The sequence below is a fragment of the Arthrobacter sp. Z1-9 genome (assembly GCF_054792695.1).
Map to the genome: position 1 here is coordinate 1,763,271 of NZ_CP096456.1, position 22,828 is coordinate 1,786,098.

22 protein-coding genes are annotated in these 22,828 nt (G+C 65.7%); 17 read left to right on the forward strand and 5 right to left on the reverse strand.

Translation table 11 applies throughout. The features are described from left to right. Positions 1-29 precede the first annotated feature (29 nt). The 9 genes from ftsZ to dnaE all read left to right on the forward strand — a co-directional run bounded on the left by ftsZ (position 30) and on the right by dnaE (position 9,769). A complete protein-coding gene (gene ftsZ / locus M1D93_RS08075; RefSeq protein ID WP_461174597.1) occupies positions 30-1,265 on the forward strand; it encodes a cell division protein FtsZ in 1,236 nt (411 codons plus the stop codon). Between the two features lie 8 nt (positions 1,266-1,273). Continuing rightward, entirely contained in the window at positions 1,274-1,963 is a 690-nt protein-coding gene (locus M1D93_RS08080) for a polyphenol oxidase family protein (protein ID WP_461174598.1), read from the forward strand. Next, positions 1,956-2,693: a YggS family pyridoxal phosphate-dependent enzyme gene (locus M1D93_RS08085; protein WP_461174599.1), complete on the forward strand. Its 738-nt coding sequence runs from the start codon at positions 1,956-1,958 to the stop codon at positions 2,691-2,693. The genes M1D93_RS08080 and M1D93_RS08085 overlap by 8 nt, the downstream gene beginning before the upstream one ends. 90 nt (positions 2,694-2,783) lie before the next feature. Next, positions 2,784-3,314, forward strand: coding sequence for a cell division protein SepF (locus tag M1D93_RS08090; RefSeq protein ID WP_066275135.1), 531 nt, complete (start codon positions 2,784-2,786; stop codon positions 3,312-3,314). A gap of 121 nt (positions 3,315-3,435) precedes the next feature. Then, positions 3,436-3,723 (forward strand): YggT family protein, encoded by a 288-nt coding sequence (locus M1D93_RS08095; RefSeq protein ID WP_461174600.1) that lies wholly within the window; start codon positions 3,436-3,438, stop codon positions 3,721-3,723. A 176-nt stretch (positions 3,724-3,899) separates the two neighbouring features. Beyond that, entirely contained in the window at positions 3,900-4,592 is a 693-nt protein-coding gene (locus M1D93_RS08100) for a DivIVA domain-containing protein (RefSeq protein WP_461174601.1), read from the forward strand. Between the two features lie 91 nt (positions 4,593-4,683). Continuing rightward, the gene (gene lspA, locus M1D93_RS08105) at positions 4,684-5,256 is read left to right on the forward strand and encodes a signal peptidase II (RefSeq protein WP_461174602.1); all 573 of its coding nucleotides are present in this window, start codon (positions 4,684-4,686) and stop codon (positions 5,254-5,256) included. Continuing rightward, complete coding sequence (locus M1D93_RS08110) at positions 5,249-6,175, forward strand: RluA family pseudouridine synthase (RefSeq protein ID WP_163163060.1); 927 nt, start codon at positions 5,249-5,251, stop codon at positions 6,173-6,175. Before lspA ends, M1D93_RS08110 begins: the two co-directional genes overlap by 8 nt. Positions 6,176-6,211: 36 nt before the next feature. Beyond that, positions 6,212-9,769: a DNA polymerase III subunit alpha gene (gene dnaE, locus M1D93_RS08115; RefSeq protein WP_461174603.1), complete on the forward strand. Its 3,558-nt coding sequence runs from the start codon at positions 6,212-6,214 to the stop codon at positions 9,767-9,769. Between the two features lie 78 nt (positions 9,770-9,847). On the opposite strand, the gene M1D93_RS08120 is transcribed toward dnaE, so the two are convergent. Next, positions 9,848-10,348 (reverse strand): flavin reductase family protein, encoded by a 501-nt coding sequence (locus M1D93_RS08120; RefSeq protein ID WP_256247450.1) that lies wholly within the window; start codon positions 10,346-10,348, stop codon positions 9,848-9,850. Between the two features lie 128 nt (positions 10,349-10,476). On the opposite strand from M1D93_RS08120, the gene M1D93_RS08125 reads away from it, so the two are divergent. The 3 genes from M1D93_RS08125 (at position 10,477) to nrdR (ending at position 13,090) form a co-directional block, all read left to right on the forward strand. Continuing rightward, positions 10,477-11,028, forward strand: coding sequence for a hypothetical protein (locus M1D93_RS08125; RefSeq protein WP_461174604.1), 552 nt, complete (start codon positions 10,477-10,479; stop codon positions 11,026-11,028). A gap of 4 nt (positions 11,029-11,032) precedes the next feature. Further along, entirely contained in the window at positions 11,033-12,427 is a 1,395-nt protein-coding gene (gene hisD / locus M1D93_RS08130; RefSeq protein WP_461174605.1) for a histidinol dehydrogenase, read from the forward strand. A 156-nt stretch (positions 12,428-12,583) separates the two neighbouring features. Next, the gene (gene nrdR / locus M1D93_RS08135; protein WP_461174606.1) at positions 12,584-13,090 is read left to right on the forward strand and encodes a transcriptional regulator NrdR; all 507 of its coding nucleotides are present in this window, start codon (positions 12,584-12,586) and stop codon (positions 13,088-13,090) included. A gap of 78 nt (positions 13,091-13,168) precedes the next feature. Here nrdR and M1D93_RS08140 read toward each other — a convergent pair whose 3' ends face one another. The 3 genes from M1D93_RS08140 to map form a co-directional block, all read right to left on the reverse strand. After that, a complete protein-coding gene (locus tag M1D93_RS08140; RefSeq protein ID WP_461174607.1) occupies positions 13,169-13,936 on the reverse strand; it encodes an SDR family oxidoreductase in 768 nt (255 codons plus the stop codon). 2 nt (positions 13,937-13,938) lie between these two features. After that, entirely contained in the window at positions 13,939-14,742 is an 804-nt protein-coding gene (gene ppgK, locus M1D93_RS08145) for a polyphosphate--glucose phosphotransferase (protein ID WP_461174965.1), read from the reverse strand. 123 nt (positions 14,743-14,865) lie between these two features. Beyond that, positions 14,866-15,744, reverse strand: coding sequence for a type I methionyl aminopeptidase (map, locus tag M1D93_RS08150; protein ID WP_461174608.1), 879 nt, complete (start codon positions 15,742-15,744; stop codon positions 14,866-14,868). Positions 15,745-15,862: 118 nt separating this feature from the next. Here map and M1D93_RS08155 point away from each other — a divergent pair, with 118 nt between their 5' ends. Further along, positions 15,863-16,027 carry an SPOR domain-containing protein gene (locus M1D93_RS08155; RefSeq protein WP_461174609.1) on the forward strand — a complete coding sequence of 55 codons (165 nt, stop codon included), beginning with the start codon at positions 15,863-15,865 and terminating at the stop codon, positions 16,025-16,027. 99 nt (positions 16,028-16,126) lie between these two features. Here M1D93_RS08155 and panB read toward each other — a convergent pair whose 3' ends face one another. Beyond that, a complete protein-coding gene (gene panB, locus M1D93_RS08160; protein ID WP_461174610.1) occupies positions 16,127-17,023 on the reverse strand; it encodes a 3-methyl-2-oxobutanoate hydroxymethyltransferase in 897 nt (298 codons plus the stop codon). A gap of 259 nt (positions 17,024-17,282) precedes the next feature. Here panB and glnA point away from each other — a divergent pair, with 259 nt between their 5' ends. The 4 genes from glnA to M1D93_RS08180 all read left to right on the forward strand — a co-directional run bounded on the left by glnA (position 17,283) and on the right by M1D93_RS08180 (position 22,710). After that, complete coding sequence (gene glnA, locus M1D93_RS08165; protein WP_461174611.1) at positions 17,283-18,623, forward strand: type I glutamate--ammonia ligase; 1,341 nt, start codon at positions 17,283-17,285, stop codon at positions 18,621-18,623. A gap of 9 nt (positions 18,624-18,632) precedes the next feature. Continuing rightward, entirely contained in the window at positions 18,633-21,644 is a 3,012-nt protein-coding gene (locus tag M1D93_RS08170) for a bifunctional [glutamine synthetase] adenylyltransferase/[glutamine synthetase]-adenylyl-L-tyrosine phosphorylase (protein WP_461174612.1), read from the forward strand. Between the two features lie 68 nt (positions 21,645-21,712). Further along, positions 21,713-22,171 carry a VOC family protein gene (locus M1D93_RS08175; protein WP_461174613.1) on the forward strand — a complete coding sequence of 153 codons (459 nt, stop codon included), beginning with the start codon at positions 21,713-21,715 and terminating at the stop codon, positions 22,169-22,171. Next, a complete protein-coding gene (locus M1D93_RS08180) occupies positions 22,168-22,710 on the forward strand; it encodes an N-acetyltransferase (RefSeq protein ID WP_461174966.1) in 543 nt (180 codons plus the stop codon). Before M1D93_RS08175 ends, M1D93_RS08180 begins: the two co-directional genes overlap by 4 nt. Positions 22,711-22,828 lie beyond the last annotated feature (118 nt).

Below are 22,828 nucleotides of genomic sequence, written 5' to 3' on the forward strand. Positions count from 1 at the left end.
CAATAAGACACGAACAAGGGACACGTAACGTGGCAGCTCCGCAGAATTACTTGGCCGTCATCAAAGTCGTCGGCATCGGCGGCGGTGGCGTGAACGCAGTCAACCGCATGATCGAGGTCGGCCTCCGAGGTGTTGAATTCATCGCCATCAACACTGACGCCCAGGCCCTGCTGATGAGCGACGCCGACGTCAAGCTGGACGTGGGACGCGAGTTGACCCGCGGCCTTGGGGCAGGCGCGAACCCCGAGGTGGGCAAGCAGGCTGCCGAGGACCACGCAGACGAGATCGAGGAAGTGCTCCGCGGCGCCGACATGGTCTTCGTCACCGCCGGCGAAGGCGGTGGAACAGGTACCGGCGGCGCCCCCGTCGTCGCACGCATCGCGCGGTCCCTCGGTGCCCTGACCATCGGCGTCGTGACCCGCCCGTTCACGTTCGAAGGCCGCCGCCGTGCAGGGTCCGCCGAGGCCGGCATTGACGCCCTGCGTGACGAAGTGGACACCCTGATTGTGATTCCGAACGATCGCCTCCTCTCCATCAGCGACCGCAACGTCTCGGTCCTGGACGCCTTCCGCTCCGCTGACCAGGTGCTGCTCTCGGGTGTCCAGGGCATCACGGACCTCATCACCACTCCCGGCCTGATCAACCTTGACTTCGCGGACGTCAAGTCCGTGATGCAGGGCGCCGGGTCCGCCCTCATGGGCATCGGCTCAGCCCGGGGCGAGGACCGTGCCGTCAAGGCCGCCGAGCTTGCCATCGCCTCGCCGCTGCTTGAAGCGTCCATCGATGGAGCCCACGGTGTGCTCCTGTCCATCCAGGGCGGTTCGGACCTCGGCCTGTTCGAGATCAACGAGGCCGCGCGCCTGGTCCAGGAAGTGGCGCACCCGGAAGCGAACATCATCTTCGGCGCCGTCATCGACGACGCCCTCGGCGACGAAGCCCGCGTGACGGTCATCGCCGCAGGATTCGACGACGTCAAGGCCACCTCGCCGTCCATGGACCAGTCCCAGCCCCAGGTTGCTCCGCAGCGGCCGGCAGCAGCCGTTGCCCCGGCTCCCGCCCAGGCCCCCACTGCCGGTAACCACTCCATGAATGTCCAGCCGGTCCATGCAGGCGTCGGCGCAGCTGGCCTCAGCAACTGGGGGCAGCAGCGTCCCTCCGCTGTCCCCGCCGACTCAGGCTTCGACGTCGACCTCCCCTCCGTGGTGGAGCCGGACCTGTCCGGCAGCCACTCGGATGACCTGGATGTCCCCGACTTCCTGAAGTAGGCCCCGGCTTGTTCCACTGGCGTGCCGAAGTCCGGCCCGGAGTGTCTGTTGCCTTCACTGACGCTGCCGCCGGGAATTTGGCGCTGCATGTCGGTGACGATCCAGCAGGGGTGGGCCGGCGCCGCGGAGACCTGGAACGGACTCTCGGCGTCGCCCCGCACGGCCTGCGGTTCATGAACCAGGTCCATGGCACCACTGTGGCCGTCGTGGAGCGGGAAAGCCCCGCGCCTGAAGCGGACGCCATGATTTCCCAAGGCCTTCCCCTGGCCGTGATGGTTGCGGATTGCATTCCTGTCCTGCTGGCAGGGGAGTCCGCGGAAGGGCCGGTCCTGGCCGCTGTCCACGCAGGCCGGCCCGGCCTGGCCAACGGTGTCATTCCTGCCGCTGTGGCGGGTATGGAATCCGTCGGTGCCTCCGGCATCCGTGCCTGGCTGGGACCGTCCATCTGCGGGAACTGTTACGAGGTACCGGCCGCACTCCAGGCCGAGGTGGCCGATTCTGTGCCCGCAGCACGAAGCACAACGTCGTGGGGCACCCCGGGGCTGGATCTGCCGGCCGGTGCCCGCAGCCAGCTGGCGGGACTGGGCGTCACCGTGGAGTATTGCGGACCGTGCACCCTCGAGACACCCTCCCTCTTCTCCTACCGGCGGGACAAAAACACCGGGCGCTTCGCCGGTGTGGTGTGGTGCCATGAATGACGCCGGGGCAGTAGGGGACCAGCGCTTCGCGGAGCTCAAAGGCCGGCTCGAAGCGGTCCGGCGCCGCATCAGTGCAGCGGCGGCTTCGGCAGGCCGGGAAGGAAACCCGCCCACCCTGATCGTGGTCACCAAGTTCCACGCGGCAGAAGACATCAGGCGCCTCGCCGCCCTGGGTATTACCGACGTCGGCGAAAACCGGGACCAGGAAGCGGCTGCAAAGGCGGAACAGTTGGCGGAGTGCGGACTTGCCTGGCACTTCGTGGGGCAGCTGCAGACCAAAAAAGCCAAGTCCGTGGTCCGGTATGCAGCCGCCGTTCATTCCGTTGACAGGCCGCAGCTCGTGGACGCACTGGCCAAGGCAGCTGAGGCTGAGCGGGACGCTACGGGACGGGCGCCATTGGAGTGTTTTATCCAGGTCAGCCTGGAGGACGACGCCGGAACGCACCGCGGAGGCGCGGCGCCCGGTGACGTAGGGATGCTTGCCGAACGCATAGCAGCGGCCGGGAGCCTCAACCTTGCAGGGGTGATGGCGGTGGCCCCTCTCGGCGCCCCGCCGGAGCCTGCCTTCGAAAAGCTTGCTGCGGTGTCTGCCGGTCTCGCGGCGGAGCACCCCGCTGCAACGGCAATCTCGGCAGGCATGAGCCAGGACCTGGAAGCCGCCATCCTGTTCGGGGCGACACACCTGCGGATCGGTTCCGATATTCTCGGATCGCGTCCCGGCGTGGGGTAGCGTCGGTCCTATTGGAAGTGATGGGCGGGGGACTCCAGTGCTGTCAAGTCATTGGGCGGCCCGCTTAACGGACACGATTAGGAGTCGACCATGGCCGGCGCTCTGCGCAAGACAATGATCTATCTTGGGCTCGCCGACGGCGATGAACACTACGAGTCCGAGCAACAGACCACACGTAAGGATGAGGACGAAACGATGGAAGCTGACCGCGAGGAGCGCCGTGCACCTGCACCCGTCCGCGAGGTCAGCCGCGAAACGTCCTACACCCCCGAAGAGGAATACCGCGCCCCAGTGACCCCCATCAAGCGCGCGGCATCAAGCCGCGAGGAGACCAGCGGTCTCCGCCAGATCACCACCATCCATCCGCGTTCCTACAACGACGCCAAGCTCATCGGCGAAAGCTTCCGCGACGGAATCCCGGTCATCATGAACGTGACGGACATGGGCGAGGCCGACGCCAAGCGCCTGGTTGATTTCTCAGCCGGCCTGGTCTTCGGACTCCGGGGGAGCATCGAGCGGGTGACCAACAAGGTGTTCCTGCTCTCGCCGTCGTACGTCGAGGTCATCGGTGATGACAAAAAAGTCAGTGAGACCCAAGCCAGCTTCTTCAACCAAAGCTGACCAGATAACCTGACGCAGATGCCAGGCAGGGACACACCTGCCTGGCATCTGTGCTGAAATAGACCAGAAGCATCGGCAGAACCGCGGTAACCACTATGGACATGGAGATATGAATTAAGTCATGGGAATTGTTTTCGGGCTTGTCTATCTCGCGCTTTTGCTGTTCTTCGTGGCACTGATCATCCGCCTGGTTTTCGACTGGGTCCAGATGTTCGCCCGGGAGTGGCGTCCCCGGGGAGCGGCCCTGGTGGCGGCGCACGCCGTCTACTCCATCACGGACCCGCCCCTGAACGGACTGCGCCGGCTGATCCCGCCGCTGCGCCTGGGCGGTATCTCGCTGGACCTGGGTTTCCTGGTCCTGTTCATCGCCGTCAGCATTGCCATGGGGATCACCAGAAGCCTCGCCTGATTTACCCGCCAGACCAGCAGCGCATGGATGGAACCCGCCGGGAACCACTACTGCAATGTGAAGAAAACCCGAGTTTGACACCGCAGTGTTGAATTAGAGGAACCAGACCAACTTTAGGTACCGTAGTTTTGACGGCCGGAAGGCCTACTGACTAACCAGACCAGTGAGGTGACCAGATGGCTTTGACGCCAGAAGACGTTGTCAACAAGCGCTTTCAGCCGACCAAGTTCCGCGAAGGCTACGACCAGGATGAAGTTGATGACTTCCTGGACGAGATCGTTGTTGAACTCCGCCGCCTGAACCAGGAAAACGACGAACTTCGCAAGAAGCTTGCCGAAGCAGGGTCCAGCGTTCCCGCCGCCTCTGCCGCCGCACCCGTGGTGGAGAAGGTCCCCGCGCCCGTCAAGTCCGACAAGGACGAAGCACGCGAGAAGGCAGAAGCCGAAGCCAAGGCCGCCGAAGAGCGCAAGAAGAAGGACGTCCAGCCTGCCGCTCCGGCAGCTGCCGCGCCCGTTGCCGCCGCTCCGGCCACCTCCACCACGGCCACAGCCGAGTCCGCCGCAGGCCTGCTCGCCATGGCCCAGCAGATGCACGACCGCCACGTCGCAGACGGACAGGCACAGAAGGACAAGATCATCGCGGAGGCGCAGATCGAAGCCAGCAGCCTCGTCAACGATGCCCAGGAGAAGTCCCGCAAGATCCTCGGAGCACTTGAACAGCAGCGTTCCGTGCTCGAGCGCAAGGTGGAGCAGCTCCGCGGTTTCGAGCGCGACTACCGCTCACGCCTGAAGGCCTACATCGAGGGCCAGCTCCGCGATCTTGATGCCCGCGGTTCAGTGGCAACGCCGGAAGTCAGCGAAGCCAACTAATCCGGCTGGCACGTATTCTGAAAGCCGGTGGCTGGGGATTCCTCGGCCACCGGCTTTTGGCATTGACACAGGTCTTACGAATGAAAGCACCATGACTGACGAACTCGCCGCCGACCCGGCACGCCCCGTACCGCCCTCACCCCGTCCCCGGAGGGCCGTGCTGCTGTCCCTCTTTGCCGGGTTCGCAGTGTTTGCCTACATCCTGGACCAGCTGACGAAAATCTGGGTCACGTCCACGATGGTTGAAGGGGAGCGGATTCCCGTACTCCCGCCGCTGCTGCACTGGTACTTCATCAGGAACTCCGGGGCGGCCTTCTCCATCGGGGAAAACATCACCTGGGTGTTTTCCATCATCATGGCCGCCGTAGCCGTGGCCATCCTGTTCCAGGTCCGCAAACTGGGCTCCATCTGGTGGTCCCTGGCCCTCGGCCTGCTGCTGGGCGGCGCGCTGGGCAACCTCACCGACAGGCTCTTTCGGGAACCGTCCTTCGGGATGGGGCACGTCGTGGACTTCATCCAGCTGCCCAACTTCGCAATCTTCAACATCGCCGACTCAGCTGTAGTGTCCGCCGTCGTGATCATCTGCATCCTGACGCTGCGCGGAATCGCCATGGACGGAACCCGGCTCACCCATGAGCGCAAGGAGAAGTCCAGCGATGCCTGAGCGCGTCGTCGTCGCGGAAGAATTTGCGGGGTCCCGCGCAGACGCGGGCCTCGCCGGGCTGCTGGGAATTTCCCGTTCCCTCGCGGCCACCCTGATTGCTGAAGGCAATGTCCTCAGCAGAGGCAAAGCATTGGGCAAGTCAGCCAAGCTCGTGGCCGGAGACGTCCTCCAGGTGAGCCTGCCGGAACGGCGTGACCCCCTGGAAGTCGTGGAGGAAGTTGTGGAAGGCCTGAAGATCCTGCTGGACGACGACGATTTCGTCGTCGTCGACAAACCCGTGGGTGTGGCTGCCCATCCTTCGCCGGGCTGGGTGGGCCCCACGGTGGTGGGTGGCCTTGCGGGAGCAGGCTACCGCATCTCCACCTCGGGCTCGCCCGAGCGCGCCGGCATCGTCCACCGGCTTGACGTCGGGACGTCCGGGGCGATGGTGGTCGCCAAGTCCGAGCGCGCCTACACGGCCCTGAAGCGGGCTTTCAAGGAACGCACCGTGGACAAGGTCTATCATGCAGTGGTCCAGGGCCTGCCCGATCCGCTGGTCGGCACCATTGACGCGCCGATCGGCCGGCACCCGGGACATGACTGGCGGTTCGCGGTCATTGAGGACGGGCGGCCGTCCGTAACCCATTACGAAGTAGTGGAAGCCTTCGGCAAGGCGAGCCTCGTGGAGGTGCACCTGGAAACCGGACGCACCCACCAGATCCGGGTACATTTCTCGGCACTGCGGCATCCCTGCGCCGGTGACCTCACCTACGGCGCCGACCCCCGCCTGGCCGCCACGCTCGGCCTGACGCGGCAGTGGCTGCATGCCCGCGAGCTCGGCTTTGAACACCCGGTAACAGGCGAGCCGGTACGTGTAGTGAGCGACTACCCGCAGGACCTCGCGTTTGCCCTCGAAGTGCTGGAGTCCGGCCAGGCCTAGCCAATCTCGGGCCGGCCCAGCGCATAGAATAGTGCGGTGACTTCCAGCAACGACTCGTTTGTCCATCTCCACAACCACACCGAGTATTCAATGCTGGACGGTGCCGCACGGCTCGGAGAGCTGTTCGACGAAACCGAACGGCTGGGCATGCCCGCCATCGCCACGACGGACCACGGCTATCTCTTCGGCGCCTTCGACTTTTGGAAGAAGGCCACCGACAAGGGGATCAAGCCGATTATCGGCGTCGAAGCCTACGTCACTCCGGGAACGGCCCGCGGTGACAAAAGCCGGGTGCGCTGGGGCGAGGAGCACCAGCGCAAGGACGATATTTCCGGCGGCGGCTCGTACACCCACATGACGCTGCTCAGCTACAACAACGCGGGCATGCGTAACCTTTTCCGGGCGTCCTCCATCGCTTCCCTGGACGCGGTATTCGGCAAATGGCCGCGGCTGGACCGGGAGCTGCTGAACACCTACTCCGAAGGGCTCATTGCCACCACCGGCTGCCCCTCCGGGGAGATCCAGACGCGCCTGCGGCTGGGCCAGTACCGCGAGGCGCTTGAGGCCGCCTCCGAGTTCCGCGACATCTTCGGTGCCGAGAACTACTTCTGCGAACTGATGGACCATGGGCTCGACATCGAACGCCGGGTTACGGGGGACCTGCTCCGGCTCGCCAAGGACCTGAACCTTCCCCTCGTCGCCACGAACGATCTCCACTACACCCACGAGCACGACGCCAAGGCCCACGAGGCCCTGCTGGCCATCCAGTCCGGCTCCACCCTCCTGGAACCGACGTACGACAACGGCGGCTCCCGCTTCGCCTTCTCCGGCAGCGGCTACTACCTGAAGTCACCGCAGGAGATGCGTGAGCTGTTCCGGGACCACCCCGATGCCTGCGACAACACCCTCCTGATCGCCGAGCGGTGCGAGGTTTCCTTTAACACCGGCGCCAACTACATGCCGCGGTTCCCTTGCCCGCCCGGCGAGGACGAAACCTCGTGGCTGGTCAAGGAAGTAGCCAAGGGGCTCGAGTACCGCTACCCCGCCGGTGTTCCGGACGAGGTGCGGGCCCAGGCCGACTACGAGCTGGGCGTTATTACGTCCATGGGTTTCCCCGGCTACTTCCTTGTGGTGGCGGACTTCATCAACTGGGCCAAGAACAACGGCATCCGGGTAGGTCCCGGCCGTGGTTCCGGCGCCGGCTCCATGGTGGCCTACGCCATGCGCATCACCGACCTGGACCCGCTGCGCCACGGCCTGATCTTTGAGCGGTTCCTGAACCCTGACCGCGTCTCCATGCCCGACTTCGACGTCGACTTCGATGACCGGCGCCGTCCGGAAGTCATTGACTACGTGACCCGCAAGTATGGCGACGAGCGCGTTGCCATGATCGTCACCTACGGCACCATCAAAACAAAGCAGGCGCTGAAGGACTCCTCGCGCGTGCTGGGGTATCCGTTCAGCATGGGCGAGCAGCTGACCAAGGCGCTGCCCCCGGCCGTGATGGCCAAGGATATCCCGCTGGCGGACATCCAGAACCCTGAGGCCAAGCGCTACGGCGAAGCCGGCGACTTCCGGCAGCTGATCAGCACGGACCCGGAAGCCGCCAAGGTGTTCGAGACCGCGCTGGGCATTGAGGGCCTGAAGCGCCAGTGGGGCGTCCACGCCGCCGGCGTGATCATGTCCTCGGACCCGATCATCGACGTTATCCCCATCATGCGCCGCATCCAGGACGGCCAGGTAATCACGCAATTCGATTACCCCACCTGCGAGGGCCTTGGCCTGATCAAGATGGACTTCCTGGGGCTGCGGAACCTCACGATCATTTCCGACGCCCTGGAAAACATCAAAATGAACCGCGGCATCGACCTTGACCTGGAGTCCCTGGAACTCGACGACGCCCCGTCCTACGAGCTGCTGGCCCGCGGCGACACGCTGGGAGTGTTCCAGCTCGACGGCGGGCCGATGCGCTCCCTGCTCAAGCTGATGAAGCCTGACAACTTCGAAGACATCTCGGCCGTTCTCGCGCTGTACCGGCCGGGGCCCATGGGCGCGAACGCCCACACCGACTACGCACTGCGCAAGAACGGCATCCAGGAAGTCATCCCGATCCACCCGGAACTGGAGGAGCCCCTCAAGGAGATCCTCGGCGGGACCTACGGCCTGATCGTGTACCAGGAGCAGGTCATGGCGGTGGCCCAGAAGCTGGCCGGCTACTCGCTGGGCCAGGCAGACATCCTCCGCCGCGCGATGGGTAAAAAGAAGAAATCCGAGCTGGACAAGCAGTTTGCGGGCTTCTCCCAGGGCATGCAGGACAACGGCTACTCCATGGAGGCCGTGAAGACCCTGTGGGACATCCTGCTGCCCTTCTCGGACTACGCCTTCAACAAGGCACACTCCGCTGCCTATGGCGTGATCTCCTATTGGACCGCGTACCTCAAGGCCCACTACGCGCCGGAATACATGGCCGCGCTGCTCACCTCCGTGGGCGACGACAAGGACAAGTCAGCCATCTACCTGAACGAATGCCGGCGCATGGGCATCACCGTGCTGCCGCCGGACGTTAATGAGTCCGCGCTGAACTTCACTCCTGTGGGCAACGACATCCGCTTCGGCATGGGCGCCATCCGCAACGTGGGTGTCAACGTGGTGGAGGCCATGGTGGCCGCCCGCGAAAGCGAGGGTGCGTTTACGTCCTTCAAGGACTACCTGATGAAGGTGCCGGCAGTGGTCTGCAATAAGCGCACCATCGAATCGCTCATCAAGTCCGGCGCCTTCGATTCACTCGGCCATCACCGCCGCGCCCTGGCGATGATCCATGAGGAGGCCATCGATTCGGTTATCACGCTTAAGCGCAACGAAGCGATTGGTCAGTTCGACCTTTTCGCCGGCTTTGAGGAAGCGGAGTCGGAGTCGTCGCTGAGCATTGATATTCCCGACCTGCCGGAGTGGGAGAAGAAGGACAAGCTCTCCTTCGAGCGGGACATGCTGGGGCTGTATGTGTCGGACCACCCGCTGCAGGGCCTCGAAGGGGTGCTGAGCCAGCACGCCGAAATGACCATCACGTCCGTCCTGGGCGAGGACGGACCGCAGGACGGCGCCATCATCACCATCGCCGGCATGATCACCTCATTGAGCCGGCGTATCGCGAAGGCCAGCGGCAACGCCTACGCCCGGGCCGAGGTGGAGGACCTGGGCGGTTCGATGGAAGTGATGTTCTTCGGCCAGGTTTACGGACCCATCGCCTCGGTGCTTGCCGAGGACCTGATCGTGGTGGTCAAGGGCCGGCTGCAGAAGCGTGACGACGGCGCAATCACCCTCAACTGCATGGAACTGTCTGTTCCGGACCTGAGTGAAGGGCTGAACGGACCACTGGTGATCACCATGCCCACCCACAAGGCCACAGAGGCTGTCGTCACCGAGCTGGGCGATGTGCTCCGGACGCACCGCGGGAATTCGGAAGTCCGCCTGCACCTGCAAGGCGACACCAGGACAGAAATCATGGGCCTGCCGGTCCACCTCCGCGTGAACCCGAGCCCGTCGCTCTTCGGCGACCTGAAGGTACTGCTTGGCCCCGCCTGCCTGGACGCCTGAGGGCCACCGGGGAGGGGCAGCAAACAGCAGCCGACGGCGGGAGGACGTCCCGCCGTCGGCCGCGATTTGTTGGGGCTCTCAGATCTCGTAGTCGAGCGGCACGGGCTGGCTGTAGCCGCCCCCGTGGTAGAGCAGCGGGGACCCGTCCCCGCCCACCTGGCCATCAACCACCTGGACCACCACAACGGCGTTGTTCTCGAACGAGAGGCGCATCTGCACCTCGCCGATCAACCAGCCAGCCACATCCTTGAGCACCGGCACCCCGTGCGGCCCGACATCCCAGTGGTCGCCCTCAAAGCGGTTGCCTGCCCCGGCAAACCGGTCCGCGAGCTGCTGGTTCTCCAGGCCGAGCATATGAACCCCGAGGTAGCTGGTGTTGGCCACGGCAGGCCAGGACCTGGAACTGCGCGCCATGTTAAAGGTGAAACGCGGCGGCTGCGCTGACAGCGACGCCACGGAGGTGGCGGTGAAACCGAACGGCTTGTCCTGGTAGTTAACCGTGATGATGGCAACGCCGGCTGCATGGCGCCGGAACATCTCCCGGAACGTCCGTTCGAACGGAACGTCATTTACGGTCACGGGAACTCCTGGTGGTGGATGGCTGCCTGCTCTCCTTCAAGGGTATGGTCCCGTTGGCCGGGCAGGGAAACTCTTGAAGCCCCACGTCCGGCAGTTAAGCCGGCGGAACATTTGTTAAGGTTTGTTGCATGACGACATCAACCCGCCGGGGACGTCCGCGGCTGCCTTGGGCCATGCTCGCCGTCCCGGCAGCGGCGGGCGTGCCCGCGGGAATCCTATGGTGGCTCCTGGCGCCGGGCGGCCTCAACCTGATCACCCGCGACCCGGCCCTCGCCGCCGGCACCAACCCCCGGGTGTGGCTGCCAAGGGACCTCACGCTGGCCGGGCTGCTGGTCTTCGCGGGGTGCCTCCTGGCGGTGTTCCTGGCGGACAAAAAGCGCCGGGACCAGCAGGCCGATCTGTTGATGGGGCTGGCCGGCGCACTATGCGGCGCGGTCCTCGCCTGGCAGGCAGGCCTGCTGTCGGCGCAGCTGTGGGGGCCCGAAGTGGACGCCTCGGCCAACGCCAGCATCGCCTTTTCGTTGCGCGCCCTGCCGGTGCTGCTGCTGTGGCCCGCTGCCACTGCCGTGTCCGTCTTCGTCCTGGAGCTGATGCACCTCCTGGGCAGGAAGGGCGACGGTGGAAAGGACGACGGCGGCACGGACCGGTCGCGGCACCTTGCAGTTGGGCCCGTAAAATAGTGCGGTGACCATTTCTTCGGAGTTTCCCGCCACCCCCGCCGCTGCCGCCGTCACCTTCCGGACCATTGACCTTCGCGGCCGGAACCTGACCCTCGCCGGACTTCGCGCTGCGGTGCCGCGCGCCCAGGGCCAGACGGTAGCCGACGCGGAGGAAAAGGTCCTCGACATTATCGCGGCCGTCCGAAAGCGGGGCTTCGAAGCCCTGGCCGAACTGGCCCTGCGCTTCGACGGGGTGGCGCAAAACCACCCGCTGGTTCCGCAGGAGGCACTCGCGGCAGCGCTTCAGAACCTGGACCCGGCCGTCCGCCGGGCGCTGGAGGAATCGATCAGCCGGGCACGCCGGTTCGCAGACGGCCAGCGTCCGCGCAATGTGGAGGTCCAGCTCGGGGACGGCGCGCTGGTAAGCCAGAACTGGGTGCCGGTGGCCCGCGTGGGCCTGTACGTGCCCGGCGGGCTGGCCGTCTACCCCTCCTCCGTGATTATGAACGTTGTCCCGGCCCTCGCCGCCGGGGTGGAGTCCATTGCCCTGGCATCGCCTCCGCAGAAGGAGTTCGACGGCCTGCCGCATCCCACCATCCTCGCTGCGGCTGCGCTGCTTGGCATCACCGAGGTGTACGCCATCGGCGGCGCCCAGGCCATTGCCGCCTTCGCCTACGGGGTACCTGCAACGGAGGCCGGGCCTGCCCTGGAACCGGTGGACGTGGTGACCGGGCCGGGCAACATCTTCGTCGCCACGGCCAAGCGCCTGGTGAAGGGCGCAGTGGGAATCGATTCCGAGGCCGGCACCACCGAGATCGCCATCCTGGCGGACTCCACGGCCCAGCCCGCCCTGGTTGCCGCCGACCTGATCAGCCAGGCCGAGCACGATCCCAAGGCAGCCTCGGTGCTGATCACGGATTCCGAGGACCTGGCCGATGCCGTATGCACCGAACTTGACCGGCAGGCAGTGGCCACCAAGCACTCCGGCCGGGTCCGCGAAGCACTGTCCGGCCCGCAGTCCGGAGTGGTCCTCGTGGACGACCTGGAACAGGGCATCGCTGCCTGTGACGCCTACGCCGCCGAACACCTGGAAATCATGACCCGGGACGCCGCCGGTGTGGCCGCCAGGATCCGCAACGCCGGAGCCATCTTCGTGGGGGACTACAGCCCGGTCAGCCTGGGGGACTACTGTGCCGGCTCCAACCATGTACTGCCAACCAGCGGCACGGCGGCTTTCTCGTCGGGCCTGAACGTCACCACCTTCCTGCGGGCCATCCAGGTAGTGAACTACAGCCGGGAGGCGCTGGCGGAAGTGAGCGGCCACATCGTGAGCCTGGCCGGCGCAGAAGACCTGCCGGCCCACGGCGAAGCGGTAACGGCCCGGTTCCCCGGCCAGGACCCGCGCGCTTCCGCTATCTAGTGGTCGCCACCACAACATGTAGTAATTACAGGCTTGTGATTAGTCTGCAGCCGGACGTAAACTAAGAGTCAGTACGCGCCTGCGTCCTGCCTTGCCGCAGCGATGCATCAAGCGGGGAAGATCAGGCGAAGAACATCAAGCGAAGGAAGGGACGCCATGTACTGTCCGTTCTGCCGCAACCCCGATTCCCGGGTGGTGGACAGCCGCATGGCTGACGACGGCTCCGCCATCCGCCGGCGCCGCCAGTGTCCCGAGTGCGGGCGCAGGTTCACCACCGTGGAGACCACCAGCCTGTCCGTCATCAAGCGTTCCGGCGTGGGGGAGCCCTTCAGCCGCAGCAAGGTCATCAACGGTGTCCGCAAGGCTTGCCAGGGACGCCCGGTCAGCGAGGACGACCTTGCCCTGCTCGCCCAGGAAGTCGAGGAGCAGATCCGCTCATCCGGCGCCGCCGAGATCGACGCCCACGAGGTGGGACTCGTTATCCTCGGTCCGTTGCAGAAGCTGGACAAGGTGGCCTACCTCCGCTTTGCGAGCGTTTACCAGGCCTTCGAGTCCCTCGAGGACTTTGAAACGGCCATCGCCCTGCTCCGCCAGGAAGCCGAAGAGGACGCAAAGCGCGCACCTGCCAAGGGTGCCAAAAGCTCCGAAAAGAGCGCGCTGTAAACTCCGGTGGCGGCAGCGGAGGGGAAGCCGCAACCGCCACCGGCACCACACCCTGCCGCCCGCGGAGGGACAGGCCGGTTACCTTCCCCCTGAAACAGGCAGCACTGCGCCGGTGATGTAGCCCGCCTCCGCAGACATCAGCCACAGGACAGCGGCCGCTACCTCATCAGGTTCAGCGCCCCTGCCGAGCGGAATGGTCGGGTTGAGCCGCTCAACGCGGTCCGGCATCCCGGCCGCCGCATGCAGGCCGGTGTTGGTGCTGCCCGGAGCAACTGCGTTAACCCGGATTCCTTGTTGTGCCACTTCAGCGGCGAGGCCTGTGGTGAGCACATCCACGGCCCCTTTGGACGCTGCGTAGTGCGCCCAGGTTCCGGGGGAACCTGCCTTGGTTGCCGTGGAAGAGATGTTGATGATCGATCCGCCGGCGCCGCCCGCCTTGCTGTCCAGGCGCCGCACCGCCTCCTGGCAGACGTAGATCATCCCGGTCACGTTGACATCCATGACCCGCCGGACGTTCTCTGCAGGCACGTCCACGAGGTTTCCAATCAGGTTGCCCGTGATGCCGGCGTTGTTCACTACTGCCGTCAGCGGCCCAAGCCGCGCGGCGGCGTCGAACAGGGTGCGGACTGCGGCGGGATCGCTGACGTCTGCCTCGGCATGAACTGCCGTGCCGCCGTCGGCGGTTATGTCCCTTACCACGGCCCCGGCACCGTCAGCGTCGGCAGAGTAGTTCACCACGACGGCGTATCCCGTGCGGGCTGCGAGCCGGGCGATGGCTGCCCCGATGCCGCGGCTGGCACCGGTGACCACCACGACGCCGCGGGTGGCGGTGCCGGAAGCGCCCACCGCTATTTCGCGAGCTTGTGCTTCAAAGCGATTTCGATGGCGGCACCAACGATGCCGGCCTCGTTCCGCAGGACCGCAGGCACGATCGGCGTGCGGAGCTTGAGCTTGGGCAGGTACTCGTCAGCCCGCTTCGAAATGCCCCCGCCCACAATGAACAGTTCGGGGGAGAACAGGAACTCCACATGGGAGAAGTAGCGCTGGAGCAGGACGCTGTACTCGTCCCAGGTGAGGCCGTCCCTTTCACGGGCCACGGCGGAAGCCTTGGTTTCCGCGTCGTGGCCGTCGATTTCCAGGTGGCCCAGCTCTGCGTTCGGTACGAGTTTGCCGTTGAAGATAAAGGCTGAGCCGATTCCGGTGCCGAGGGTGATCACCAGGACTGTGCCGCCAACCCCGGCCCCGGCGCCGTAGCGGGCTTCCGCGAGGCCGGCGGCGTCGGCGTCGTTGATGACCTCGACGGGACGGCCCAGGCGTGCCGTCAGCAGCCCATCGATATCGGTGTTGAGCCAGCTCTTGTCCACGTTGGCGGCGGAGTGGACCACGCCGTGCTGGATGATGCCGGGGAAGGTGACGCCCACGGGGGAGCCGGCAGCGGGGGCTTCGGGGCGGGCCGAGAGCTCGGAGACCACCAGTGCCACTGCCTCGGCTACCGATTCCGGGGTGGCAGGCTGAGGGGTGGGGACGCGGAACCGGTCACCCAGCAGTTTGCCCTTCTTCAGGTCGACGATGCCGCCCTTGATTCCCGTGCCTCCGATGTCGATGCCGATCAGCGGGGCGTTCTTGTGCGACTTCTCGTCCTTCTTGGCCAATGGGTTTCCGTTCGTGGCAGGGGCGGGCAGGGAAGGGGCGGCGGGCAGCCGGCCCCGGGTGGTTGCGTGGTCAGCGCGCTGGCTCACCGGTAACAGGTGCCGGGCAGCGTGCTGTTGCTGGGGTCAGGGCAGGGTAAGGATCTCCGCGCCGGACTCGGTGACCAGCAGGGTGTGCTCAAACTGGGCGGTGCGCTTGCGGTCCCGGGTGACGACGGTCCAGTCATCGGCCCACATGTCCCACTCCACCGTGCCCAGCGTCAGCATCGGTTCGATGGTGAACACCATGCCGGGTTCAATCACCGTGCTGTAGGCGGGGGCGGCGTCGTAGTGCGGGATGATGAGTCCAGTGTGGAACGCTTCGCCCACGCCGTGCCCGGTGAAGTCCCGAACCACCCCGTAGCCAAAGCGCTTGGCGTAGGACTGGATGGCCCGGCCGATCACGTTGATCTCGCGTCCCGGGGCAACGGCCTTGATGGCACGGTTCAGCGATTCCTGCGTCCGTTCAACGAGCAGGCGGGACTCCTCGTCAACATCTCCTACCAGGAAGGTGTAGTTGGTGTCGCCGTGAACGCCGTCGATGTAGGCGGTGATGTCGATGTTAAGGATGTCGCCGTCATTGACCACGGTGCTGTCCGGGATCCCGTGGCAGATGACCTCGTTCAGCGACGAGCACAAGGACTTGGGGAATCCCCGGTAGCCGAGGGTGGAGGGGTAGGCATGGTGGTCAAGGAGGAACTCGTGGCCCACCTTGTCCAGCTGGTCAGTGGTGACGCCCGGCTCGATGTGCCTGCCCACTTCCACGATGGCCTGCGCGGCGATCTTTGCGGCCACGCGGATCTTCTCGACGGTTTCCGCGGACTTGACCTCGGAGCCGGTGAACTTCGCGGGCGCCGGCCTGCCCACATACTCAGGGCGGGGGATGGACGCCGGTACGGGACGCTGCGGGCTGACGGTTCCCGGGGTGAGGGTGCCGATGGGTGCAGTCGAGGCAAGGGAAGGCATAGATTGATCATATAAGGCACCACAGAAGGCCTAACAACCGGGAGCCGCGACTGTCCCGCGTAACTGTATAAGTTACGCGCGTCACGCCGGTTCCTGCCTGCCGGAACGGGGAACAACGATGACTGAGTACTGGTACAACATCAAGACCCACGAGGTGGAGGAGGACCGGCTCTCGGACTGGAGCCAGCTGATCGGCCCCTACAAGACCAGGCAGGAAGCGGAGCACGCCCTGGAGAAGGTCCGCGCCCGCAATGAATCCTGGGAAAAGGACGACGACGACTGAGGGGTACGCGGGGCGGGCCGGCGTGGCGCCGGACTGCTTACCGGGACCCTGCTTCCCGGGACCCCGTTTCCCGGGACACTGCTTACCGGGGCCCTGCGGCTAGAAAGAGTGCTCGGGCCCGGGGAACCGGCCGGTCCTGACGTCCTCACCGTAGGCGGCAGCGGCAGCCAGGAGTGTGGAGCGAAGGTCCGCGTACTGCTTGACGAACTTGGCCATCCTGCCGCCCCGGAGTCCGGCCATGTCCTGCCAGACCAGCACCTGGCCGGTGGTTTCCTTGCCGGCGCCGATGCCGACGGTGGGAACGGTGACGGCCTTATCCACGGCTGCGGCGGTCTCCGCGGGGACCATTTCCATCAGCACGCTGAAGGCGCCGGCGTCCGCCAGCGCCACGGCGTCGTCAATCAGGCGTTGTGCGTCGTTGCCGCGGCCCTGGACACGGTATCCGCCCAGTGCGTGCTCACTCTGCGGCGTAAAACCGATGTGGGCCATCACCGGGATCCCTGCCTGCACCATGGCCCGGACGGTGGGCGCGTAGTATTTGCCGCCCTCGATTTTGACGGCGTGCGCCAACCCTTCCTTGAGGAATCTGACGCCGGCGGCGACGGCCTGCTCCGGGGAAACCTCATAGCTGCCGAACGGCAGGTCGGCCACGATCAGGGCGCGTTTTGCGGATCTGGCCACTGCACGGCACAGGGGCAGCAGTTCGTCCACGGTAACCGGAAGGCTGGTCTCGTTGCCGAAGACATTGTTGGACGCCGAATCGCCCACCAGGAGCACCTCGATGCCGGCGGCGTCGAAGATTTCCGCCGTGTACTGCTCGTAGGCGGTGAGCATGGCGAACCTGGTGCCCTCATTCTTGGCCTGCTGGAGGTGGTGGATGCGCACCTTGGCCGGCTTCCGCTCCGGGGATGGCGGCGCGCCCTGGCCCGGTCCGCTGCCGTAGGGGGCGGGGACGTCGGCGGACATGCTTGAGTCGGGGCTGTTGCTTGAGGCCATGGCATGAGCGTAGTGCGGCACCGGCGGTCCTAGCTACCGGCGGTGTCCCAGGCCAGGGTGATTCGCGTCATAAGGGAGGCGCCGGCGGCGTGCCGTGCCGCGGCTGGTGCCGGTGCGCATTCTCCGGCCTTCGTGTTAACGCTGTGTTACGCGGCCCGCAGGCTCCAGCATCAGCATCAATTGCTTAGTACAGTGTTTGTGAACTGCTGCCGGCATTCTGCGGACCGGGGCATGGACGTTGACCGGAGAAGAGGCCATCATGGACCGCCAGCAAGAGTTTGTCCTGCGCACAATCGAAGAGCGCGACGTACGTTTCGTGCGCCTGTGGTTCACCGACGTCGTGGGTTCACTCAAGTCCGTGGCGCTGGCGCCGGCGGAAGTAGAAGGCGCGTTCGAGGAAGGCCTCGGTTTCGACGGTTCAGCCATCGAAGGGCTGGCCCGGGTTTTTGAGTCCGACATGCTCGCGCAGCCGGACCCGTCCACCTTTCAGATCCTCCCGTGGCGCGGCGAAACCGAGCAGACCTCCCGCATGTTCTGTGACATCCTGACGCCTGACGGTGAGCCTTCCACCGCTGACCCCCGCAATGTCCTCAAGCGCACCCTGGCCAAAGCCGCTGACATGGGATTCACCTGCTACACCCACCCTGAAATCGAGTTCTACCTCCTCAAGTCACAGGCGCCAGGTCCGGACGGTGCCCCGGTGCCGGTTGACGAGGGCGGCTACTTTGACCACGTCCCGGGCGGCGTGGCCCAGGATTTCCGCCGCACGGCGGTCACCATGCTGGAATCGGTGGGCATTTCGGTGGAGTTCAGCCACCATGAAGCCGGCCCGGGGCAGAACGAAATTGATTTGCGCTACGCGGATGCCCTCCAGACGGCGGACAACATCATGACGTTCCGCACCATCATCAAGGAGGTGGCGCTCCAGCAGGGGACCTACGCCACCTTTATGCCCAAGCCCTTCACCGCGCACCCCGGCTCCGGCATGCACACGCACTTCTCCCTGTTCGAGGGCGATACCAACGCCTTCTACGAGGCCGGCGCCGAATTCCAGCTGTCCAAGACCGCGCGCCAGTTCATTGCCGGCATCCTCAAGCACGCCCCCGAGTTCACTGCGGTGACAAACCAGTTCGTGAACTCCTACAAGCGCCTGTGGGGCGGCGGTGAGGCTCCCAGTTACCTGAGCTGGGGACACAACAACCGCTCCGCCCTGGTCCGCGTACCGCTGTACAAGCCGGGCAAAGGCCAGTCGGCCCGGATCGAATACCGCGGCATCGACTCCGCCGCCAACCCCTACCTTGCCTACGCCGTCCTGCTGGGTGCCGGGCTGAAAGGCATCGAGGAAGGCTACGACCTTCCTGCTGCCGCCGAGGACGACGTCTGGTCGCTGAGCTCGGCGGAGCGCCGCGCCATGGGGCACGATCCCCTTCCCGCCAGCCTGCATGACGCCATCCGCTCCATGGAGGACTCCGAACTGATGCCGCAGATCCTGGGCGAGCAGGTGTTCGAACACTTCCTGCGGAACAAGCGCGCCGAGTGGCAGGACTACCGGCTCCAGGTAACGCCCTATGAGCTGCAGCGCAACCTGGGCATTCTCTAGGCTTCGGTTGTGAGCCTCGCACGGCGCCTGATTTCGGCCGGCTTCAGTGACCTGGAAAAGGGCGAGCGGTTCCTGGCTGCCCGCGAGCTTGAAGGACTGGACGAAGACCGGCTCTTTGCGGGCCTGCAGTTGGCAGCAAGCCCGGACACGGCCCTTCAGTCCTTGGTGCGGCTGATTGAAAAGCATCCGGCACTCCGGGAGCTGGCAGGCGCTGACACTGACACCAGCGAACCGCTCTACCGCGTGCTGGGTGCTTCGGAGGCGCTGGGGGAGTTCCTCATCCGCCACCCCGAACACCTCGATGCGTTCGACGTACGGCCCAGCCCCGAGCCCGTGCAGGCGGACCCGGCGGCGTTGCGCGCTGTCCTCCTTCAATCGGTCGGTGCTGACCCGCGGGCCGCCCGCCCCGTCGCCGGAATCACCGGTACGGAGGCGTACGCGGCGCTGCGGACGGCCTACCGACGGGGCGTGGTGGATCTTGCCATCAAGGACCTGTGCGCGGCCGATCCACTGGACTTCCTGCCCTTGGCGGGCGGCGAGCTCGCGGACCTCGCCGGCGCTGCCATCGAAGCCGCCCTCGCTGTTTCGCGTGCCGAGGCAGCCGGCCAGTTCAGCGCTTCGGACGTTGCCGACGTCGGCCTTGCCGTTATCGGGATGGGCAAGTGCGGAGCGCGGGAGCTTAACTACATTTCCGACGTCGACGTCATTTACGTGGTGGAGACGGGCGGCCTGGAGGACGCGCAGGGCAGCACCATTGGCACTGCCCTGGCCAGCGGGATTTCCCGTGCCATTTCATCTGTCGCCCGTGAACCCGGGTTGTGGGAAGTGGACGCCAACCTCCGCCCGGAAGGGAAGTCCGGGCCCTTGGTGCGCACCCTTGCCTCCCACCAGACGTACTACGCGCGATGGGCCGAAAGCTGGGAGTTCCAGGCCCTCCTGAAGGCCCGCACCATCGCCGGCGATGTTGCCCTTGGCCGGCAGTACGAGGAGGCCATCTCGCCGCTGATCTGGAGCTCAGCCAGCCGGGACGGGTTCGTCGAATCGGTGCAGGCCATGCGGCGCCGGGTCACGGAACACATCCCGCAGGCGGAGGAACAGCGCCAGATCAAGCTCGGCCGCGGCGGACTCCGCGACGTGGAGTTTACGGTGCAGCTGCTCCAGCTGGTCCACGGCAAGTCCGACGAAACCCTGCGCCGGCGGGACACGACCTCCGCCATCGCCGCCCTGTCAGCAGGCGGTTACATCGGACGGACTGATGCCGCGGCGTTCGACAACGCGTACAGGTACCTGCGCCTGCTGGAGCACCGCATCCAGCTCTTCCAGCTCCGCAGGACGCACCTGATGCCGGTCGGCGAACCGGCGCTCCGGGCGCTGGCCAAGGCGGTTCTGGGGCCGTTCTCCAATGAACGCCCGCACCCGGACGCCCTGCTGTCCGCCTGGCAGAAAACCAAGCGTTCGGTGCGTGAGTTGCATGAGCGGATTTTCTACCGGCCGCTGCTCAACACCGCAGCCAAACTCAGCAGCGAGGACGCCAGGCTTACGCCCGAAGCCGCCCAGGGCCGGCTCGCTGCCCTTGGTTACCGGGATCCCAAGGGCGCCATGCGCCACATTGAAGCCCTCACTGCCGGTGTGAGCCGCAGGGCGGCCCTCCAACGGCAACTGCTGCCCATCCTGCTTGACTGGCTGGCCGAAGGTGTGGATCCCGACGCCGGCCTCCTCGCCTTCCGCCGGGTCAGCGAGGCCCTGGGCACCACCCACTGGTATTTGGGCATGCTCCGGGACTCCAACGCTGCTGCAGAGCGTCTGTGTCACATGCTCTCGAATTCACGGCTGATCGCGGACCTGCTGGAGGTGTCCCCCGAATCGGTGGCGTGGCTGGGCCAGGATAAGGACCTCGTCCCGGTAACGTTCGAGGCGCAGTGGCAGGAAATCACCTCCAAAATGTCCCGCCATGCGGACCCCGGGAGTGCCATGCGGCTGATCCGCCTGATTCGCCGGCGCGAGACTCTCCGGATCGCGATTGCCGATTCTGCCGGTCTGGTGAGCCAGGACGAGGTGGGGGTGGCGCTGGCTGACACGGACCGGGCGGCGGTCCTGGGTGCCCTGAGGGTGGCGGAAGGCCTGGTCTCAGCCGGTGGACCCCTCAAAACCGCTGTGCTGGTGGTTGCCATGGGCCGCCAGGGCGGCCGCGAGATCGGTTACGGGTCCGACGCCGATGTGATGTATGTCCACCGGGCACTGCCTGGCTTTACGGATGAGGAGGCGCAGGAGCAGGCAGCGCGGATCGTAGCGAAGGTTTCCAGCCTCCTGACCCAGCCGCTGAAACCGGCCATCATGGCTGAACGGGTGCTGCAGGTGGACGCCGACCTGCGGCCGGAGGGCAAGAGCGGAGCGATGGTGCGCTCCCTGGACTCCTTTGCCGAATACTATCGGCGCTGGTCGCTCATCTGGGAGGCCCAGGCATTGCTGCGTGCACGGCCGATGGCCGGCGACGACGCCTTGGCCGGGGACTTCCTGGAACTCATCAACCCCATCCGGTATCCGGACTCCATTTCGGAGCAGGATATCCGCGAAATCCGGCGGGTCAAGGCAAGGGTTGAATCTGAACGCCTGCCCCGCGGGGCCGATCCCGCCAGGCACCTCAAGCTGGGCCGTGGCGGGCTCAGCGACGTTGAGTGGCTGGTCCAGCTCCTGCAGCTGCAGCATGCCGGCAAGCACGAGGAGCTGCGGACCACGTCCACCATCGGGGCCCTTGAGGCAGCAACCCGGGCCGGGCTGCTGGACGGGGAGGACGCGGAACTGCTGGCGGCGGCCTGGCGCCTTGCCAGCCGGATCAGGTCTGCCAACGTTATCTGGAACGGCAAGGCCTCGGACCTGCTTCCTTCCTCCCGGCGCGACCTGGAAGCCGTGGCCCGTTGGTGCGGTTATGAACCCGGCCAGGCCGCGGTCCTGGAAGAGGACTACCTGCGCGTCAGCCGCCGGGCCAGGGCTGTCTTTGAGCGCGTTTTCTACGGCCACTGACCGGATGGGTGCCCGCTGTTCGGTGGGAGTGGCTGACACTTGTCCGGCGCCGGTGCTACTTTGAGCCCATGGCTACCCAAATCTTTTTCAACCTGCCCGTCAAAGACCTGAAACGCTCGGTGGACTTCTTCACGGCCCTCGGGTTCTCCTTCAACCCGGACTATACGGATGAGAACGCCACGTGCATGATCATCAACGAGAATGCCTACGTTATGCTCCTCGTGGACACCTTCTTCAAGACCTTCACGTCCAAGAATGTTGCCGACAGCAAGGACTCCGCGGAAGCGATCATCGCCTACTCCGTTGACAGCCGGGAGGCAGTGGATGAGGCAGTCAGGACCGCGCTGGAATCCGGCGGGTCCCCTTCCCAGGACCCCCAGGACTACGGGTTTATGTACAACCACAGCTTCCAGGACCCGGACGGCCACCTCTGGGAAGTGACATGGATGGATCCCGCCGGTCCGCCGGCTGACGCCGTGGCCGCTGAAGCCGCGCCCGGTGACGGTTCCGCCGGCCCGCAGTCCTGAGCTGCCCGGACCCCGTCGTCTGGCTGATTTCGCTTCAGGACCTCGACGACGACGCACGCGCCATCCAGCTGGGCGCAGTGGCGGAACTTGAACTGGGGCCAGGACAGGAACAGTTCGTCGGTGATCCGCTGCGGATGGTCCTGGCGGGGTTGGCCGAGGAGTCCCGGCGTCCCTACGTGATTGAATTCCTCGGCCGGGCCGTCGGCGTGCTCACCCTGCAGGCCGGCGCAGCCCGGCTGGCGGGCTGGCCGGATGACGATTCAGCCTGGCTGCTGCGGGGCTTCCTGATAGACCGGCGGGAACAGGGCAAAGGCCTTGGTCCGCTGGGTGCTGCCGCCGCAGTGGCGGCCGCGGAAAAACTCAGCATCAGGCGCGGGACCGGTGAGACCGGCGTCGTCCTTTCCGTCAACGAAGCGAATCCGGCGGGATTATCCGCCTATCGCCGCGCCGGCTTTGAGGACCGGGGGCAATATTCGGGGGGCTCTGCGGGACCGCAACGGATCATGTTCCGGAGCTTCGACAGGTCCGCCACGCCGTAATCGGGCAGCCCGACGTTGCGCTTGGTGCCGGATTGATCGAGTATGTGGATTGACGGTGTTCTTCAAACCTTGTTGGGGGGAAGGCTTGCAAAGTCTTCGTCTCGGGGAGCATCGCCAG